We start from the raw sequence: 17,348 nt of genomic DNA on the forward strand, positions 1-17,348 counted from the left end.
ATGCTCGATACGATTGAAGTGCAAAACGAAGATTTTGATATGAGTGCGCTTTACAATGCCCTTCGGCATAACAACACCAGTAACGGTGCTATCGTGACATTTACTGGATTAGTGCGAGATTTCAATCAAGGCCATAACGTCGGCGAGTTATTTTTAGAGCATTATCCGGCAATGACAAAAATAAGCTTAACCAATATTGTTGCCCAAGCACGACAACGATGGACTCTAGGCAGAATTAGCGTCATACACAGAATCGGACGGTTAACCCAAGGTGATCAAATCGTCTTTGTAGGGGTTACATCGGCGCATCGCAAAGATGCATTTGATGGTGCGCAATTCATTATGGATTTTTTAAAGGCAGAGGCGCCTTTTTGGAAACGAGAAACAACGGAGCAAGGTCCCAGATGGGTCGAAGCAAATTCTGATGACAGTAAAGCTCTTACAAAGTGGGAGCGTTAATGGTTAAAGTCATTACTATCGCTATGCTTTTAAATGGGCTATTCATAGCTTTTTCAGCCCATGCTCAAGTGAAGGTAGCAGTTGCCGCTAACTTTAAACCCACCTTGATGTTGATTATTGACGCATATAATAAGCAGCAGACGAATACTGATATTCAGGTATCCGCAGCGTCGACAGGTATCTTGTATGCTCAAATAGCGCGAGGGGCTCCATTTGATATATTTTTATCCGCTGATAGTGTACGGCCCAAAACATTAGAAAATAACGGTAGAGTAGTACAAGGGACGCGCAAAACGTACGCCCTTGGTCAATTGGTACTATGGATGAAAGGATACTCTGCAGTTAATGCCCAAAGTCTCAGTTTACTCAGTGGAAAATTAGCGATGGCAAATCCCAAATTAGCCCCCTTTGGCGTAGCGGCCAAACAAACTTTACATAAATTGGGATTATTTGCGCAATTAAGAAGTCAAATTGTTATGGGAAATAGTGTTGCTCAAGTGGCGCAATACGTCGAAACGGGGGCTTCTAATGCCGGATTCGTTGCGCTAAGCCAGGTACTAAATCAACACACTAGCGATAAAGATTACTGGTTAGTTCCCAGCGATTTATATTCCCCGATAGACCAACAAATTGTGATGATTAAACACCCTAACCGTGATAAAAAAACCAGCCAGCAGGTAATCGACTTTTACCAATTTATTTTAAGCGCTCCAAGCCAACAAATTATAATGAATAACGGCTACCTAAACGCACAGATGCCGTTAATTCCACTGGTAAGCCCGAGTGTTCAATAGTTTACTAACGAATGAAATTTGGTTAGCAACGTTACTCACGTTCAAACTAGCAACGTTCACAACCTTAATATTGTTAATCATGACTATTCCCTTAGGTTGGTGGATGAGTCAGTCTAAAAGTAGACTCAAACCAATCATCGAAGCTTGCATCACATTACCATTGATTCTTCCACCCACGGTACTCGGTTTTTACCTGTTAGTTTTGTTTTCTCCCCAGAACCCAGTGGGACACGCTTGGTTATCTGTATTTGATTCTTCCTTAGTATTTTCGTTTTATGGCTTACTGTTTGGCTCAATTATCTATAGTTTGCCTTTTATGGTTCAACCTATTCGTGACGCGTTTTTGAAGATTGATCGCGATTTGCTCGATGCCAGCAATACCCTAGGCGCGAGTTTTATACAGACGTTTCGCTATGTCGTTCTGCCATTAAGCAAACATGGTATTACAACAGGCTGCATACTTGCCTTTGCCCACACAGTGGGGGAGTTTGGGGTTGTGTTGCTTATTGGCGGAAATATTGAAAGTGAAACACGCGTGTTGTCCATTTTGCTCTACGATTTAATAGAAACAAACCAGATGGATTCTGCTAACCAAGTGGCGCTTGCGCTTGTTGGGTTTGCATTTTTTGTTCTGTTTTCATTAAGCATGCTCAAGCGCAGAGTTAAAATTTAAACATCTCGTGATATTTATGTGAATTCCTTCCTTAACAATGAATACTTTCGTTTATAAGGAATTTTGTCTATGTCACGTATAACCATTAGTGGATTGTGTTTTATATTGTTAACTGGCACTGTTAATTCAGCACCAACTTCCATTAAAAATACAGTGCATTTTAGTTCCAAAAATCTACAAAGTAGGCTATTGGAAGTATACTCATCACAAGGCTGCAGTAGTTGCCCTCCTGCGCAAAGTTGGATAAACAACTTTGAGAATGACCCTGGGTTATGGCGATCGGTTGTGCCTGTGGTCTTTCACGTTGATTATTGGGATGGCTTAGGTTGGAACGACCGATTTGCTTCAAAGGCGTTCAGTCAGCGTCAGCAGGAATATAAACGTCAGGGGAATGTAAATTCGGTTTACACTCCAGGCTTTATCTTTGAGGGCCGTGAATGGACGGGTTGGTTCAATGCTAAAAAGCTACCACAAAACGCCCCACATAATATTGGTCAGTTAGACATTAGTGTTCACAATAGTAAACTTGAATTTAACTATTCTGTTGACACTCATGATAGTCAAAGATCACAGCTACATTTACTTACTTATAATGTTGCCTTATTGGGTGTAGGCATCAATACGCGGGTTAAAAGCGGTGAGAACGCAGGCAAAAATCTAACCGAAAGCTTTATTGTGCTACAGCACCAACAGGGGAAATATATTGAGGGCCAATCTTTGAATATTAACTTGCAAAACAATCATGCTCAAGCGAAGCGCTTTGCAATTGCAGCCTGGGTGAGCGATAGGTCGATGACACCATTGCAGGTTGTTGGTGGAGAATTGCCATCAAGTTTTAGGCTCAATTAGCGGTTACTTTATCAAGATAAAAACTGGCAAAGGCTGTTGGCAGTTATTATCTTGAGTATCACGATTTAATTAGTCGTCGTTACCACAATCATCTTGGCACTCACCATAGAGATAAAGACTATGGTGGATTAAGGTCATTTTATGACGCTTAGCGACCTCTTCTTGGCGTTTTTCAATAACCTCATCTTCAAACTCAACTACTTTTCCACAATTCAAACAAACTAAGTGGTCGTGGTGTTTTTTATGGCTGATTTCAAATACTGATTTTCCACCTTCAAAATGATGGCGATTTAAGATACCAGCGTCATCAAATTGATTTAATACGCGGTAAACTGTAGCAAGGCCGATTTCTTCATCTTGCTCAATTAGAATTTTGTAGACATCTTCAGCGCTGATATGTTGATTTTTCGGATCTTGTAAAATTTCAAGAATTTTTAATCGGGGCAGGGTGACTTTTAATCCCGCTTTTTTGAGTTCTTTGTTTTGGTCCATGGATCCAACTTAACATTTGATGTAAACAATTTAATCTTGAACTGTACCGATTATAACGTCGGTTATCCAGTCATATCACTGTTTACTAAATTAACAGTTCATTAAAATGGCGTTTAAGCTTATGACTTTGATTAAAGCAAAGCTGCCACCCCATTTTCTTTCAACGTTCACATAAAAAAGGAGCTTACGCTCCTTAGTATTTAAAGGTGTACACTGAAAAACTTATTGTAGTTCAGCTAAGCACATTTCTTCGTGTATCTGTTTGCACCAACTTTTCACGCGACTTTCTGTCAGCTCTGGTTGACGATCTTCGTCAATGCCTAAGCCCACGAAGTGTTCGTCGTCAGCCATCCCTTTGGACGCCTCGAAATCGTAACCTTCAGTTGACCATTGGCCTATCAAAATAGCACCTTTAGCTTCAACGATATCGCGGATCATGCCCATTGCATCTAAGAAATATTCTGCATAGTCCTCTTGGTCACCGCAACCGAATATGGCGACTAATTTATCGGCGAAGTCTATCTCTTCAAGTTCAGGGAAAAAGTCATCCCAATCACACTGCGCTTCGCCGTAATACCAAGTTGGAATACCGAACATCAGCAAATCAAACTCAGCAATATCTTCTTTACTGCTTTTTGCTATATCGTGTATTTCGATCAGGCCTTTGCCCAATTCTTTTTGGATCATCTTCGCAATATGCTCAGTGTTACCCGTGTCACTACCAAAAAATAGGCCTACGCTCGCCATTGTGTGGGATACCTCAAAATCTAGTTAAACATGTCTGGTAAGTTACCAGTGCCATTAATTAGCTTGCCAAAAATACTGCACAACACCTTTAAAAACAAAACCAGCTGCGCCTAAAAACAAAACTAAATAAACAACAACTCTGCCTATCAAAGGCACGTTATTTTTTTTCAAAACATCATGTACCGCAAAGCCCATGAGTAAGAATAAACCCACCAACGCCAAATCTAAGGCAATGGCTTCAATTTGTTCATAATATTCACTTAACATGAGAACTCGCTACATTTCATTGCGGGGCTACTTTAACATATTGAGCCAAGGTTGAAAAAAACTAATTTCGTAAAAATGTGCGTATATGTTTCGCACATTCGGCAGGTTTCTCTGCGTGTAACCAATGGCCAGCTCCTTGTACAACTCTTACACGACTCTTAGGAAATAGCGCGATAGTGTGTTTAGTGTATTGAGGCTGAAGGTAATCGGATAATTCCCCCTTCAAAAACATCACCGGTTTGTTATAGCTATGCTCGATATTCAATGCTTCGGATAGCAGTGAGTAGTCGCGATAGAGTAAATCGAGATTAAAGCGCCAATGCCAGCTTTGTGTTTTATTGTCTTGATATAAACTTTTTAATAAAAATTGCCGTACCGAAGGCTCAGTAATATATTCGGCCATTATATTGTTAGCTTCTTTTCGTTCGGTTATTTGTTGTAGATTAACGTTCAGCAAAGCATTAAATACGCTTTTGTGGCGCGGAGTATAAGCAACTGGTGCAATATCGAGCACGACAAGGGCTTCAACGAGGTTTTCATTCGTCAATGCAATTTGCATCGCAACTTTGCCACCAAGCGAATGCCCAACGATAGTCGCTTTAGATATACTCAATTTGTTCAACAAGTAAATAATTGATTCTGCATACTGTTCAAAGCTAAATCGGCTAGAGCGCTGGGATTTTCCGTGATCAGGTAAATCTATTGAAACAATATTGAAGTCAGAACTTAACTCACGGCGAAGCATAGCAAGATTATCTAAGCTGCCAAATAGGCCATGAATTAATAAAATCCACGGCTGACTTTCATCGCTTGAATCAATTCTGTAATTGATATCTAGTATAGAAATAATATACCCCTATTAATCAATAAGGTAATAAGAAGTGAGTTAATTGAGGATGTTGTCGTCACTGTCAGCGACGACAACAATAAACTAGCCGATCAAGAATGAATCGAGTGATTTACCGCTATCAAGAGCAGCTTTAAATACCTTGGGCATACGACCTATACCCGTCCACTTATGCTCGTTTCCTTCACTATCCGATAGAATATATTTAACCGGACGCTTCTTGCCAACCTTGGTAGATTTCTTAGCGGGTTCAGCTTGTTGCAGATCATTAACATCGAGACCTGCTGCTTCTAATTGTGCTAGAATTTCGTTCAGCTTTTGATTCTTTTCTTTAGCTGCTTCTTGCTGCTCCAATTCTTTAGTTTTACGATTTTCAATAATCGAGTTTAACTTATCTGCAACACTTTCTAATTCTTCTACAGATAATTCTTTTACTGCTCCTTGTAAACGACGTCCATGAGTTAATATACTGATAAAGTCACTCATAATTTACCTTTTTAATTTTAAGAATTTACATTACGTGAAACATATATTTTTACGTGATAGTTAGCAATAAGTTTATCGAAAATAATTATGTTTAAAGGTAATTAAATATTAATAATTTAAGCTTAGTACATCCGAAATTAAAAAAGGCGAAATAAATTTCGCCTTTTTTAATTCTAACTATAGTTGATTACATATTTGGATAATTTGGACCGCCTGAACCTTCAGGTACTACCCATTGAATATTTTGTGTAGGGTCTTTGATATCACATGTTTTGCAGTGGACGCAGTTTTGGGCATTTATTTGTAACGCTTTTTCTCCCCCTTCGGTGTCAATAATTTCATATACGCCTGCAGGACAATAACGTTGAGCAGGTTCGTCATATAAAGCTAAATTAACCGTAATCGGGACAGCACTGTCTTTTAATTGCAAGTGACAAGGCTGGTCTTCTTCATGGTTGGTATTTGAGAGAAACACAGAAGACAACTTATCAAAACTCAGTACGCCATCATATTTCGGATAATTAATTTTCACACTATCTTTTGCTAACTTAAGCTGCTCATGATCTTTGCCGTTATCGGCAATATTGAAAAACATATTGCCATTAAATATGTTTTGCTCAAGCGTATTATAGGCGCCGCCCATAAATGTGCCGAATTTATGTAAAGCAGCGCCAAAATTGCGTGCTTTAAATAATTCATCATACAGCCAAGATGTTTTGAAGCGATCGGTATAGATTATTAAGTCCTTACCACCTTGTTCATCAGCACTTAATGCTTCAATTAGCGTTTCAGCCGCTAATAAGCCTGACTTCATCGCGGTGTGATTACCTTTTATTTTGGCGAAATTGAGCGTTCCGGCGTCACACCCAACAATAATAGCGCCGGGGAGCGTCATTTTAGGCAGTGAATTAAATCCACCTTTGGCGATAGCTCTAGCGCCATAACTTACACGCTTTCCACCTTCCAAATATTGTTTAAATACAGGGTGATGTTTCATGCGTTGAAATTCATCAAAAGGACTTAAGTGTGGATTACTATAATGAAGATCTACTATTAAGCCGACAAAAACTTGATTGTTCTCGCCGTGATATAAGTAAGAACCACCTGATGCTTCTGTTAATGGCCAACCTGCACTATGAACTACCAAACCTTCTTGGTGCTTGCTCGGATCTATGTCCCAAATTTCTTTGAAACCAAGACCGTAGTGCTGGGGAGCTTTATCTTTATCTAAGTCAAATTTAGCAATGAGTTCTTTGCCTAAATGTCCACGGCAACCTTCTGCAAAAACAGTGTACTTGGCGCGTAATTCCATGCCCGGCATGTAACTATCTTTGTGGTTACCGTTATGGTCTATTCCCATATCACCAGTAATTACGCCACCAACACTACCGTCGTCGTTATATATAACTTGTGCAGCAGCAAAACCTGGGAATACTTCAACACCCAATGCTTCGGCTTGTTCTGCTAACCAACGACAGACATTACCCATACTAACAATATAATTTCCGTCGTTATGCATAGTCTTAGGGGTAATGCTATTAGGCAGTTTGTTAGATTTTTGCTCATCCCGTAGATAGTAAATATGGTCTTCTTTTACCGGTGTATTTAACGGCGCGCCCATGGCCTGCCAATCTGGAAATAGCTCGTCTAAAGCGCGGGTTTCAAATACTGCCCCAGATAGAATATGGGCACCGACCTCAGAACCTTTTTCTACGACACAGACCATTAGCTCTTGTTCTTTTTCTTGGGCTAATTGCATTAATCGACATGCGGTTGAGAGCCCCGCTGGACCAGCACCGACAATTACTACGTCAAACTCCATCGATTCTCGTTCCACCCGTATCTCCTTTGTTATAAGTATCTATTAATTAAAAAAATGATATTTGTGCAACTCGATTACACAAAATTTACAAATAGTTTGACTGTTGTTTTACTTTTAGCGCAGCCAAAGCGCAACTTATTTGTATATATATACCCAATAAGTCAGGTTTATTTATACCTCCCAAGACATAGAGAACAGTGTTCTTATGATTTAAAGTACGTCTCATAAAGGTAATAAGCCTATTTATCTCTTTACATTCTACAAGTTAAATACGTCCCGCATGATCATTTTTGACAGGTCGTTATGCTAGATTTTGCTTTTGGTCAGTCTAGCGAGGGTAGAGCGGGTTGACGCTTACGTCAACAAGACGTAAATTAACCCCATTCCGTAAATGTAATGTTAATTACATTAATTTCTTGCTTAAACGCCTATCAAATGGGGTGAAAATGAAAATTTTAGTGCCGATAAAACGTGCTATCGATTACAACGTGAAAGTGCGAGTTAAAGCCGATCACAGTTCCGTGGACTTAACCAACGCCAAAATGTCTATAAACCCTTTCTGTGAAATCGCGGTAGAAGAGGCGGTTAGGCTTAAGGAAAAAGGCATTGCAACTGAGATAGTCGTTGTGTCTATTGGCGATAAGTCTTGCCAAGAACAAATTAGAACCGCATTGGCTCTTGGAGCTGATCGAGGCTTGCAAATTGATACCAGTGAAACACTAGATTCCTTACAAATTGCAAAATTACTTAAGAAAGTAGTTGACGATGAGTCACCTGATTTGGTTATTTTGGGCAAGCAATCAATTGACTCTGATAATAATCAAACAGGACAAATGTTGGCCGCCTTAACAGGCATGCCTCAAGGTACATTTGCATCTGAAGTGAATTTTGATGCCGGCAAAGTTAAAGTCACTCGGGAAATTGACGGTGGTCTTCAAACACTAGAATTAACTCTTCCAGCCGTGGTCACGACCGATTTGCGCTTGAATGAGCCAAGATATGCGTCATTACCAAATATAATGAAAGCTAAGCGTAAACCCCTTGACGTTAAGTCGGCTGCTGATTTTGGTGTTGAACTAACCTCAAATGTTAAGGTGCTTAAGGTTGAGCCACCGGCACAGCGTAAGGGTGGTATTATAGTGGCGGATGTAGCCGAATTAGTCGATAAATTGAAAAACGAAGCGAAGGTGATCTAATGCCAATTCTTATTTACGCAGAGCACGATAACAGTCAACTTAAAACGGAAACCCATAAACTGGTTAACGCCGCATGTAAAATGGGCGATGAACTTCATCTTCTTGTGGTCGGATCCCAATGTGCTGACGTAGCAAAACAGGCGAGTGAAATTGAAGGTGTTACCAAGGTTTTACTTGCTGATGATGTAGCATACGAACATCAGTTGGCTGAGAATGTAGCCGATTTGGTATCTGAATTAGGTAAAGATTACAGCCACATTATTTGTGCTGCCACTACAACAGGCAAAAATTTTATGCCTCGCGTTGCGGCATTACTTGATGTAGCGCAAATATCAGACGTTATTGGTGTACAAAGTAGCGATACTTTTGTTCGCCCTATTTATGCGGGTAACGCGATTGCGACAGTACAATCAAGCGATGGTATTAAAGTACTGACCGTGCGTACATCAACGTTTGATGCTAACGGTACTGGCAATAGCGCACCTATAGAAACCACTGATGTAGTTAAAACATCTGCAATCTCTTCATTTATTAGTGCAGAATTAACGAAATCTGAACGCCCTGAACTGACTGCTGCTGACGTGGTTATTTCTGGTGGCCGAGGTATGCAAAATGGTGAAAACTTTAAGCTGCTTGACGGTATTGCCGACAAGTTAGGCGCCGCGATGGGTGCTTCACGTGCTGCGGTTGACGCTGGTTTTGTACCAAATGATATGCAGGTGGGTCAAACCGGTAAAATCGTTGCTCCTCAATTATATATTGCGGTGGGCATTTCTGGCGCTATTCAGCATTTAGCGGGGATGAAAGACTCTAAAGTGATTGTTGCAATCAATAAAGACGAAGAGGCGCCGATTTTTCAGGTAGCTGATTATGGTCTTGTAGGCGATTTATTCGACATCTTGCCTGAACTTGAAGCGGCTCTATAAAAATACATAAAGTATCTTTGAACAATGCCGCTTATAAGCGGCATTGTTGTATCTATAGGTTTGTACTTTATTAATTTGGCTAATTAAGCAACAAACAGTGCATTGAAATATAAATAGTCTTTGCGTTAGTTCAGATAAATGTTTAATTTCCACGCATCGTATTTATCATACAAATTAATCAATCGGAGGCAATGTATGTCCGCTTTAAATAACAACGTACTGACGTTAGGTGTATGTGATTATCCTGAGCATGTACCGCAAAGTGAGTGGATTAAACATGCAGAACAACAAAAAGCGCTAGGCTTAAGTTACGTTCGTTTAGCTGAATTTTCATGGGCTAAAATTGAACCTCAAGATGGTGTGTTGAACTGGCAATGGCTTGACGAAGCCATTGATACATATACAAGGTTCGGTCTAAAGATTGTTATGTGCACGCCAACAGCAACGCCACCGGCATGGTTAATTCAAAAATATCCTCAAATATTGGCCATTGATGCTCAAGGTCAAACGATGAAATTTGGTTCACGTAGGCATTATGATCATGCCAGTGAAATATACCGTCGAGAGTCAAAGCGCATTATCACCCTAATGGCACAGCGTTATGGACAACACGAGGATGTTATTGGTTGGCAAACAGATAATGAATTGGGGCATGAAGGAACGGCAGTATCGTATGGCGGCGCCAGTGCCCAACGTTTTCCAAAATGGCTTAAGAATCAATACCAAACTTTAGATGCCTTAAACGAAGCGTGGGGGTGCGCATTTTGGAGCCAAGATTACTCAGATTGGCAGCAAATTAATCCGCCTAACTTGACCGCTGTTCGTCAACCTAATCCATCTCAGGCATTAGACTACCAACGATTCTGTTCTGATATGATTGATGAATTTCAACAAGTCCAAATAGATATTCTCAGAGCATTGTCCCCAAAACGCTTTCTGACCCATAACTTTGTTATTTTTGCCCAAGAGTTTGATTTGTACAAAGTGGCTAAAAATCTAGACTTTGTTGCTTGGGATAGCTATCCAATTGGTATGTTGGAATTTTTTGCTACATGGGAAAGTGAAGAAACCAAAACAGAATTTGCTCGTACCGGTCATCCTGATTTAGTGAGCTTTAACCATGACTTATATCGTGGAATTAAAGGTGGACGAGATTTTTGGGTAATGGAGCAGCAATGTGGGCATGCTAATTGGGCGCAGTACAACCCGTTGCCTGCCGCAGGCGCGGTTCAATTATGGACGGCACAGGCTTGGGCCCATGGAGCAAGTTCCGTTACTTATTTTAGATGGCGTGCTAGTCATATGGCGCAAGAGATCATGCATTCCGGCTTGCTTCAACAAGATGGACGACCAGACAGAGGGTATCAAGAAGTTAATGAATTTGACCCGACTAAATTTGCTTTAGAACAAGTTAACGCCAAGGTTGCGTTATTGCATGATTATAACAGTTTGTGGATTTACAATTTGCAGCCACATAACCAAGATCTTAGTTACTGGCATCAATTTATGATGTTCTACAGCGCGCTTCGTGAATTAGGAATCGACGTGGATATTATTCACCCTGATCAATTAGCGGATAAAGACTACGCGTTAATTGTTTCACCAGCGTTGACACTTATGACAGATGAAATTGCGACTCAATTAAGTCACGCAGCCACCAAATGCCCGATTGTATTTGGACCGCGTACTGCTTTTCGAAATAATTCAGGTCGGGTCGCTGAAATGGGGCAATTTCAATTGATCGAAGCATTAGTTGGCGTTAAATTGGCCAATTTTGATTCCCTACGCCCGACAATTAAGCAGCAAATAAACAGTGCCGATGATAACCAGCAATTTAGTGCATCACTATGGTGCGAAAGCTATAAGCTAACGACTGCTAGCGCAACGCATATATACGCAAATGGCCCGATGAAAGGCTTAGCTGCTGTTAGCGAGCATGAACAGGTAAGTGTTATTGGGGCATTGTCTGGCGATTTAATTAAGTCTGTGCTAAAAAATTATGCTCAGGCGCAAGGGATTGAAACGTTTGAGTTACCCAAAGGACTCAGACTAAGCAGGCGCGGGAACACCACACTTGTATTAAACTTTAATGAACAAGATGTTGATTGGCATGGTAAAAATTACTCAGGCGTATCATTCACTGAACTTTAAAACGTTACGCACAACGAAATATTAATATTGGCCCAAGTACCTGTACCAGTTTAGAAGCTGGTACAGGTCGCCAAGTGTCAAAGCTTTATAACTGAATTTTCTTCAGTTGACATAGGAGACGTCTGGTAAGCGTCTGCCTGCCAATCATTTTCGTATACCTTGCCATCTAACAAATAACGAAATTGATAATCTGTTTCTATTGGTAAATCCATAGATGCAGAAAAACTACCATTCTTGAGCTTTTTCATCACTGTCGAGCTTTTATCCCAGTTATTGAAATCACCAACAATACTAACTGAATCCGCTGCTTTAGCTTCTTCCTTTGTGAGCTTGAACGTGACCTTACAAACAGGTTTCGATTTTAAATATTGTTTCTTAAAAGCCATGATTTTCCTCTCAATGTAATTAAAGAACAGATTTTGGTTTGTTTATACACCTAAAACGGCTATTTTTAAATCAAATTTGTAATAAAATTACAAAATGAATAGCCGATATTCATTTTTCCATCGTTCGACTTGTTACTATATCTAATTTCAATTGCACAACATTGATGCATATCAGTAGACTTAACGGTTAATGACGACGTCTATAAAACTACAAAAATCAGAAATTTTAAATTATTAATTTATAGTTGCTTGTTTTATAACGGTTTAAGTTTTAGACGTCGTTAAAATCGATTATTCTAATAACAATTTATTGTTAATAAGTATTTATTAAGCAAAAACTGTACACAATTTAGCGATGGGAAAAATTATAATAGCGTTAGGGTATGGGAATACGATATGAGTTGACGTTTACACGTAATATCAGCGTCGAAATTTCTTTCCGTATTGGCTTGGTGATAATCCAGTGTGCTTTTTAAATAAACGGGTAAAGGAACTTAAATCATCGTAACCGACTAAGTTGACGATACGTTCGACACTATGACTTGATGCTTCTAGATGTTTTTTCGCTGCTTCGACCCTCACGCCCTGTAAATAGGCCAGAGGAGATTGTTCAGTTGCATTTTTGAAACGCCGTACAAAAGTCCGAGAGGTAAGATTGACTCTTTTGCATAGGATATTAACCACTATTTTTTGGGCATAATTTTCTTCTAGCCATTGCTGAATAGATAACACTTCCACATCTTGATGATATTTTTTGGTGCGCAGTGATGCATATGCTGATTGTTCTCCACGGGATATGTCAATCACATGAGCCTTGGCCGTTGTCGTCGCAATATCATGTCCAGCATAGCGCTCTATCAATAACAGCGCCAAATCAAACCACGCCATTCCACCGCCAGAGCAAAAAATATTGTCCTGTTCAGTGATCATCCTATCTATTTGTAAGTTTACATTAGGATAAAGTTGCTTAAATAATTCTGCGTAACCCCAATGTGTCGTCGCCATACGTTTATCTAAAATACCGGCTTGGGCTAAAAAAAAGGCGCCACTACAATTGCTAGCAATATCAGCTCCCAACGCATAATGCTTTCGAATGTGCGGTAAAAGGGCCACATTGTTGCGCAGTACCTCTATAGGATCACCGCCTATTGTGGGGATCAGTAACAAGTCGGTTTTTTCAAGAGATTCAATAGATACATGGCTGTTTAATTCGAGTTGATTAATGCACTTTACTGATTTTCCTTTCAACGACGCTATTTGCACTTCAAACAAGGGGTGTATAGGCAACCCTTGCATTCTTTGCCATGTTACGCCTGCTAAACCAAATATATCTAGAACGCCGGTGATGGCACTAGCATAGGCTTGATCAAATCCCAGAATAGTCACTTTGAACATAAATTAGTCCTCACTATAAACCCATGTTTTTGCCCCATATCACGGGATGTTATAACTGTCATTAATGACCATTATTATGTCATATATGACAATTATTAGCCGTTCTTTTATCTGCGAAGCTATAGCCTGTTAAAAGAATGTTGCCAAAATTAGGCCTCAAGTCAATCTGTGATCACTTAGGTGTCATGACTCATGAATGAAAAAAGGTGCAAGTACTATGAGTGAAGAATTAGTCAGTCGTAAAGAGTTAGCGTTTCAATTGTATGAAGTGTTAGATACAGAAGCATTGTGTGAGCGTGGACGCTTTAGTGAGCATAATAAAGACACTTTCGATGCAGTTATGGATACGGCTGATAAAATCGCCAGGGAAAAATTTGCCCCACATAACCGTAAAGCTGACATAAACGAACCCACATTCGATGGGCATAACGTGCATATGATCCCCGAAGTACAAGAGGCATTTAACACCTATGCTGAATCAGGACTAATTGCTGGTCGTTTCGATTTTGAAGACGGTGGAATGCAACTTCCTGAAACGATCATGATGGCTTGCTCAAGTTATTTTATGGCAGCCAATCCTTCTAGCACTGGCTACGCCTTTTTAACCGTTGCGGCAGCGAATGTTATTAAGAACTTTGCTAGTCAAAGCATCAAAGAACAGTTTATGCCACGTATGTTAACCGGCGAATTTACCGGTACGATGGCTCTTACCGAACCCCATGCAGGTTCTTCTTTGGCAGATATTACAACGAGTGCCAAACCGGCAGATGATGGTACTTACCGTATTAAAGGCAGTAAATTGTATATCTCAGCTGGGGATCATCAGTTATCCAAAAATATTGTGCACTTAGTATTAGCAAAAATCCAAGGGGCTCCTCCTGGTGTTAAAGGTATCTCACTTTTTGTGGTACCCAAGTTTCGCTTAGATGAAAACGGCAACCCTGGCGAGCGTAATGACGTTACGTTAGCGGGCCTGATCCATAAAATGGGTTACCGCGGAACCACCTCCACCGCACTGACATTTGGTGATAAAGACGATTGTCGAGGTTTTCTTGTGGGTGAAGAACATCAAGGCTTGAAGTACATGTTCTTGATGATGAACGAAGCTCGCTTGGGTGTCGGCTTTGGGGCTGCAATGGTTGGTTACGCTGGCTATCGGTATTCCTTAGGCTATGCAAAGGAACGTACTCAAGGTCGTGTGGCGCCGCATAACAAACCAACTGATAAAGCCGCCACCATTATTCAACACGGTGATGTTAAACGGATGTTGTTGGCACAAAAATCTTATGTTGAAGGTGGTATGGCACTGTGTTTTTACGCCGCTAGACTAGTGGATGACCTCCACACAGTAGAGTCAGGTAAGGAAAAACAACAAACAGCCGAACTGCTGGACTTACTGACGCCAGTTGTTAAAGCATGGCCTTCTGAATTTGGTCCCAAAGCAAATGATTTGGCTATTCAAGTGCTAGGTGGTGCTGGTTATACCCGTGAATATCCAGTTGAACAGTGTTGGCGTGACAATCGTTTGAACCCTATTCATGAAGGGACTAATGGTATTCAAGCGTTAGATTTAATGACACGCAAACTATGGCAGGCCAACGGTGCCGGTTTGGTACAGTTGCAAAGTGTAATGAGCAATGATTTTGCTAAAGCTCAACATCCAACGAGTAAACAGCTTATTGCTGATCTGCAGCCTTATTTGTTGAAACTGCAAAAACTAGTCCCTCTATTAGCGGCAGAGCTTAAAGGCGAGCATCAAAACTCGTTGCTAGCCAACGCAAGTTGCTTCTTAACAATATTCGGTCAAATTGTTGTGAGTTGGATGTGGATACGTCAAGCAATTACCGCTGAAGCTGCTCTTGATGCAGGTGGTTTGTCCGTTGATGACGAATCGTTTTACCGTGGAAAACTACAAGCTGCAAAATACTTTATTGACTGGGAATTAACCTTAACAGACCGTGATTTTAAAATTCTAAATAGTATGAGTGGTAGCTGTAGCGAAATGCAGGAAGCGTGGTTCTAAAAACCCTTAATTTAATCATACGACAAAAATATTAATACATAGGAATAATTATGAAAAACACGCAGTTTCTGTTAGCGAAGCGTCCAGTTGGTACGCCTACGCGTGAAAATTGGGACCAAGTACAGGTTGATGTCCCAGAACTCGCTGATAAGCAAGTTCTTATTAAAGTCGCTTATATATCATTGGATCCCGCGATGCGAGGTTGGATGAACGATACGAAATCGTATATTGCGCCGGTTCAAATAGGCGAAGTGATGCGAGCCAGCACAGTTGGTCAAGTTGTTGACTCACGCGATGCTAATTTCCAGAAAGGGGATTATGTTTTCGGTCATGGTGGGGTACAGCAGTATGCGGTCGCTGATGGTAAAGACATCCATAAAATAGATATCAATATCGCTCCTTTAGAGCGCTATTTAAGCGTACTTGGTATGCCTGGTATGACGGCCTATTTTGGTTTACTAAATACCGGATTGCCAAAAGAAGGTGAAACTGTCGTAGTATCAGGAGCTGCGGGTGCCGTAGGCACGGTTGTTGGTCAAATTGCTAAAATAAAAGGCTGTAAAGTTGTCGGTATCGCTGGAGGAAAAGATAAGTGCCAGTATCTTGTAGATGAACTTGGGTTTGACGGTGCAATTGATTATAAAAATGAAAATGTAAAACAAGCACTAAAAATCCAATGCCCTAAAGGTGTAGATGTTTATTTCGATAACGTTGGAGGTGAAATTTTAGATGACGTATTAACTCAGATACGTCTACACGCACGAATCGTAGTGTGTGGTGCGATAAGCCAATACAACAATACGACACCCGTTAAAGGCCCTTCTAATTATTTATCATTGTTGGTGAACCGAGCGCGAATGGAAGGCATAGTCGTGTTTGATAACGTCAAACATTATGGTGAAGCCGCGGCAGAAATGGCGCAATGGATTAGCGAAGGGAAACTGAAAGCCAAAGAGCATGTTGTTACCGGCATCGAGAATTTTCCTGAAGCCTTACTTATGCTGTTTAAAGGCGAGAATACTGGCAAGTTAGTACTCAAGGTGGACAACGGGTAATGAGTGATAATAGCGTTGCTGGCAAGCATATATTAATTACTGGTGGGGCATCTGGTATCGGTGCTGAGACAGCTTTATTACTGACTAAGCGCGGAGCCAAAGTCACCATAGGCGATTTAAACGAAGTAGATGGTAAGACATTAGTCGAGCGCATAAATGATGAAGGTGGTCAAGCGCGTTTCTGTAAAGTTGATGTTAGCGTTAGCCAGTCAGTTGAAGCTCTTTTTGCAAGTGCGATCGGCGAGTTAGGTGACATTGATGTATTAATTAACAATGCTGGAATCGATCATGATCCTAAGTTTATGCTCGAAATAGAAGATGCTACTTTTCATAAAAATATCGCTGTAAATGTAAATGGCGTCTGGTATTGCATGAAACAAGCATTAGCGCACATGTTAGCGAACGGTGGAGGGCATATTATCAATATTTCTTCCGTCGCTGGCATCCGAGCCGCGCCCACTTTGTCGGCTTATAGTGCAGCAAAACACGCAGTGGTGGGCTTAACTAAATCTGCTGCCGTGGAATACGCAAGATATAACATTCGTGTCAATGCCGTATGCCCAAGTTTTGTGCGTACGCCCATGGTGGAACACGTGCTATCCAAATTAAATGAACGGGGACAAAAAGCCCTAGTCAGTGCTAATCCGATGAAGCGCCTAGGGGAACCCCAGGAGATTGCTGGAGCAATTGCATGGTTATGTACAGCAGAATCTAGCTTTATGACAGGACATACCGTGGTATTAGACGGCGGTATGACTGCTTAGTAAATAATTAAATTAC

At 40.7% G+C, this 17,348-nt stretch carries 18 protein-coding genes; 10 read left to right on the forward strand and 8 right to left on the reverse strand.

Going from position 1 to position 17,348, the window contains the following annotated elements; genetic code table 11:
• The 4 genes from moaE to GQS54_RS04895 all read left to right on the forward strand — a co-directional run bounded on the left by moaE (window position 1) and on the right by GQS54_RS04895 (window position 2,775).
• Complete coding sequence (gene moaE, locus GQS54_RS04880; RefSeq protein ID WP_166422903.1) at window positions 1–459, forward strand: molybdopterin synthase catalytic subunit MoaE; 459 nt, start codon at window positions 1–3, stop codon at window positions 457–459.
• Complete coding sequence (gene modA / locus GQS54_RS04885; RefSeq protein ID WP_205967626.1) at window positions 459–1,253, forward strand: molybdate ABC transporter substrate-binding protein; 795 nt, start codon at window positions 459–461, stop codon at window positions 1,251–1,253. The genes moaE and modA overlap by 1 nt, the downstream gene beginning before the upstream one ends.
• Window positions 1,243–1,926: a molybdate ABC transporter permease subunit gene (gene modB, locus GQS54_RS04890; protein ID WP_166422904.1), complete on the forward strand. Its 684-nt coding sequence runs from the start codon at window positions 1,243–1,245 to the stop codon at window positions 1,924–1,926. Before modA ends, modB begins: the two co-directional genes overlap by 11 nt.
• A 69-nt stretch (window positions 1,927–1,995) precedes the next feature.
• Window positions 1,996–2,775 carry a DUF1223 domain-containing protein gene (locus GQS54_RS04895; RefSeq protein ID WP_166422905.1) on the forward strand — a complete coding sequence of 260 codons (780 nt, stop codon included), beginning with the start codon at window positions 1,996–1,998 and terminating at the stop codon, window positions 2,773–2,775.
• Window positions 2,776–2,844: 69 nt separating this feature from the next.
• On the opposite strand, the gene fur is transcribed toward GQS54_RS04895, so the two are convergent.
• The 6 genes from fur to GQS54_RS04925 form a co-directional block, all read right to left on the reverse strand.
• The gene (gene fur, locus GQS54_RS04900) at window positions 2,845–3,267 is read right to left on the reverse strand and encodes a ferric iron uptake transcriptional regulator (RefSeq protein ID WP_166422906.1); all 423 of its coding nucleotides are present in this window, start codon (window positions 3,265–3,267) and stop codon (window positions 2,845–2,847) included.
• Window positions 3,268–3,489: 222 nt separating this feature from the next.
• Window positions 3,490–4,014, reverse strand: coding sequence for a flavodoxin FldA (fldA, locus tag GQS54_RS04905; RefSeq protein ID WP_166422907.1), 525 nt, complete (start codon window positions 4,012–4,014; stop codon window positions 3,490–3,492).
• 54 nt (window positions 4,015–4,068) lie between these two features.
• Window positions 4,069–4,281, reverse strand: coding sequence for a DUF2788 domain-containing protein (locus GQS54_RS04910; RefSeq protein ID WP_166422908.1), 213 nt, complete (start codon window positions 4,279–4,281; stop codon window positions 4,069–4,071).
• A gap of 61 nt (window positions 4,282–4,342) precedes the next feature.
• A complete protein-coding gene (locus GQS54_RS04915; protein ID WP_346766553.1) occupies window positions 4,343–5,071 on the reverse strand; it encodes an alpha/beta fold hydrolase in 729 nt (242 codons plus the stop codon).
• A gap of 141 nt (window positions 5,072–5,212) precedes the next feature.
• Window positions 5,213–5,614, reverse strand: coding sequence for an H-NS family nucleoid-associated regulatory protein (locus GQS54_RS04920; RefSeq protein ID WP_166422909.1), 402 nt, complete (start codon window positions 5,612–5,614; stop codon window positions 5,213–5,215).
• Between the two features lie 187 nt (window positions 5,615–5,801).
• On the reverse strand, window positions 5,802–7,436 hold the full coding sequence (locus GQS54_RS04925; RefSeq protein WP_166423081.1) for an electron transfer flavoprotein-ubiquinone oxidoreductase: 1,635 nt from the start codon (window positions 7,434–7,436) through the stop codon (window positions 5,802–5,804).
• Between the two features lie 446 nt (window positions 7,437–7,882).
• Between GQS54_RS04925 and GQS54_RS04930 the strand changes: the two genes are divergently transcribed.
• The 3 genes from GQS54_RS04930 to GQS54_RS04940 all read left to right on the forward strand — a co-directional run bounded on the left by GQS54_RS04930 (window position 7,883) and on the right by GQS54_RS04940 (window position 11,709).
• Window positions 7,883–8,632, forward strand: a complete 750-nt coding sequence (locus tag GQS54_RS04930; RefSeq protein WP_166422910.1) for an electron transfer flavoprotein subunit beta/FixA family protein — start codon at window positions 7,883–7,885, stop codon at window positions 8,630–8,632.
• Window positions 8,632–9,558 carry an FAD-binding protein gene (locus GQS54_RS04935; protein WP_166422911.1) on the forward strand — a complete coding sequence of 309 codons (927 nt, stop codon included), beginning with the start codon at window positions 8,632–8,634 and terminating at the stop codon, window positions 9,556–9,558. Before GQS54_RS04930 ends, GQS54_RS04935 begins: the two co-directional genes overlap by 1 nt.
• A gap of 195 nt (window positions 9,559–9,753) precedes the next feature.
• Window positions 9,754–11,709, forward strand: a complete 1,956-nt coding sequence (locus GQS54_RS04940; RefSeq protein WP_166422912.1) for a beta-galactosidase — start codon at window positions 9,754–9,756, stop codon at window positions 11,707–11,709.
• A gap of 77 nt (window positions 11,710–11,786) precedes the next feature.
• Here GQS54_RS04940 and GQS54_RS04945 read toward each other — a convergent pair whose 3' ends face one another.
• Both GQS54_RS04945 and GQS54_RS04950 read right to left on the reverse strand, forming a co-directional pair.
• On the reverse strand, window positions 11,787–12,095 hold the full coding sequence (locus tag GQS54_RS04945; RefSeq protein WP_166422913.1) for an isoamylase early set domain-containing protein: 309 nt from the start codon (window positions 12,093–12,095) through the stop codon (window positions 11,787–11,789).
• Between the two features lie 420 nt (window positions 12,096–12,515).
• Window positions 12,516–13,490 carry a helix-turn-helix domain-containing protein gene (locus tag GQS54_RS04950; RefSeq protein WP_166422914.1) on the reverse strand — a complete coding sequence of 325 codons (975 nt, stop codon included), beginning with the start codon at window positions 13,488–13,490 and terminating at the stop codon, window positions 12,516–12,518.
• 217 nt (window positions 13,491–13,707) lie between these two features.
• On the opposite strand from GQS54_RS04950, the gene GQS54_RS04955 reads away from it, so the two are divergent.
• From GQS54_RS04955 to GQS54_RS04965, 3 genes are read left to right on the forward strand one after another with little or no spacing between them, the layout of a single operon-like run.
• Complete coding sequence (locus tag GQS54_RS04955) at window positions 13,708–15,513, forward strand: acyl-CoA dehydrogenase (protein ID WP_166422915.1); 1,806 nt, start codon at window positions 13,708–13,710, stop codon at window positions 15,511–15,513.
• A 50-nt stretch (window positions 15,514–15,563) separates the two neighbouring features.
• On the forward strand, window positions 15,564–16,568 hold the full coding sequence (locus tag GQS54_RS04960; protein WP_166422916.1) for an NADP-dependent oxidoreductase: 1,005 nt from the start codon (window positions 15,564–15,566) through the stop codon (window positions 16,566–16,568).
• Window positions 16,568–17,332 carry an SDR family NAD(P)-dependent oxidoreductase gene (locus tag GQS54_RS04965; RefSeq protein ID WP_166422917.1) on the forward strand — a complete coding sequence of 255 codons (765 nt, stop codon included), beginning with the start codon at window positions 16,568–16,570 and terminating at the stop codon, window positions 17,330–17,332. Before GQS54_RS04960 ends, GQS54_RS04965 begins: the two co-directional genes overlap by 1 nt.
• Window positions 17,333–17,348: the final 16 nt, after the last annotated feature.

Origin of the sequence: Paraglaciecola sp. 20A4 (assembly GCF_011378905.1) — a bacterium.
Taxonomy (GTDB): domain Bacteria; phylum Pseudomonadota; class Gammaproteobacteria; order Enterobacterales; family Alteromonadaceae; genus Paraglaciecola.

Coding starts and splice junctions, on each gene's coding strand:
- GQS54_RS04935 (WP_166422911.1), top strand. CDS start 8,632: ATGCCAATTCTTATTTACGCAGAGCACGATAACAGTCAACTTAAAACG.
- GQS54_RS04965 (WP_166422917.1), top strand. CDS start 16,568: ATGAGTGATAATAGCGTTGCTGGCAAGCATATATTAATTACTGGTGGG.
- GQS54_RS04895 (WP_166422905.1), top strand. CDS start 1,996: ATGTCACGTATAACCATTAGTGGATTGTGTTTTATATTGTTAACTGGC.
- GQS54_RS04910 (WP_166422908.1), bottom strand. CDS start 4,281: ATGTTAAGTGAATATTATGAACAAATTGAAGCCATTGCCTTAGATTTG.
- GQS54_RS04955 (WP_166422915.1), top strand. CDS start 13,708: ATGAGTGAAGAATTAGTCAGTCGTAAAGAGTTAGCGTTTCAATTGTAT.
- GQS54_RS04940 (WP_166422912.1), top strand. CDS start 9,754: ATGTCCGCTTTAAATAACAACGTACTGACGTTAGGTGTATGTGATTAT.
- GQS54_RS04920 (WP_166422909.1), bottom strand. CDS start 5,614: ATGAGTGACTTTATCAGTATATTAACTCATGGACGTCGTTTACAAGGA.
- modA (WP_205967626.1), top strand. CDS start 459: ATGGTTAAAGTCATTACTATCGCTATGCTTTTAAATGGGCTATTCATA.
- GQS54_RS04945 (WP_166422913.1), bottom strand. CDS start 12,095: ATGGCTTTTAAGAAACAATATTTAAAATCGAAACCTGTTTGTAAGGTC.
- fldA (WP_166422907.1), bottom strand. CDS start 4,014: ATGGCGAGCGTAGGCCTATTTTTTGGTAGTGACACGGGTAACACTGAG.
- GQS54_RS04950 (WP_166422914.1), bottom strand. CDS start 13,490: ATGTTCAAAGTGACTATTCTGGGATTTGATCAAGCCTATGCTAGTGCC.
- moaE (WP_166422903.1), top strand. CDS start 1: ATGCTCGATACGATTGAAGTGCAAAACGAAGATTTTGATATGAGTGCG.
- GQS54_RS04930 (WP_166422910.1), top strand. CDS start 7,883: ATGAAAATTTTAGTGCCGATAAAACGTGCTATCGATTACAACGTGAAA.
- GQS54_RS04960 (WP_166422916.1), top strand. CDS start 15,564: ATGAAAAACACGCAGTTTCTGTTAGCGAAGCGTCCAGTTGGTACGCCT.
- fur (WP_166422906.1), bottom strand. CDS start 3,267: ATGGACCAAAACAAAGAACTCAAAAAAGCGGGATTAAAAGTCACCCTG.
- GQS54_RS04925 (WP_166423081.1), bottom strand. CDS start 7,436: ATGGAGTTTGACGTAGTAATTGTCGGTGCTGGTCCAGCGGGGCTCTCA.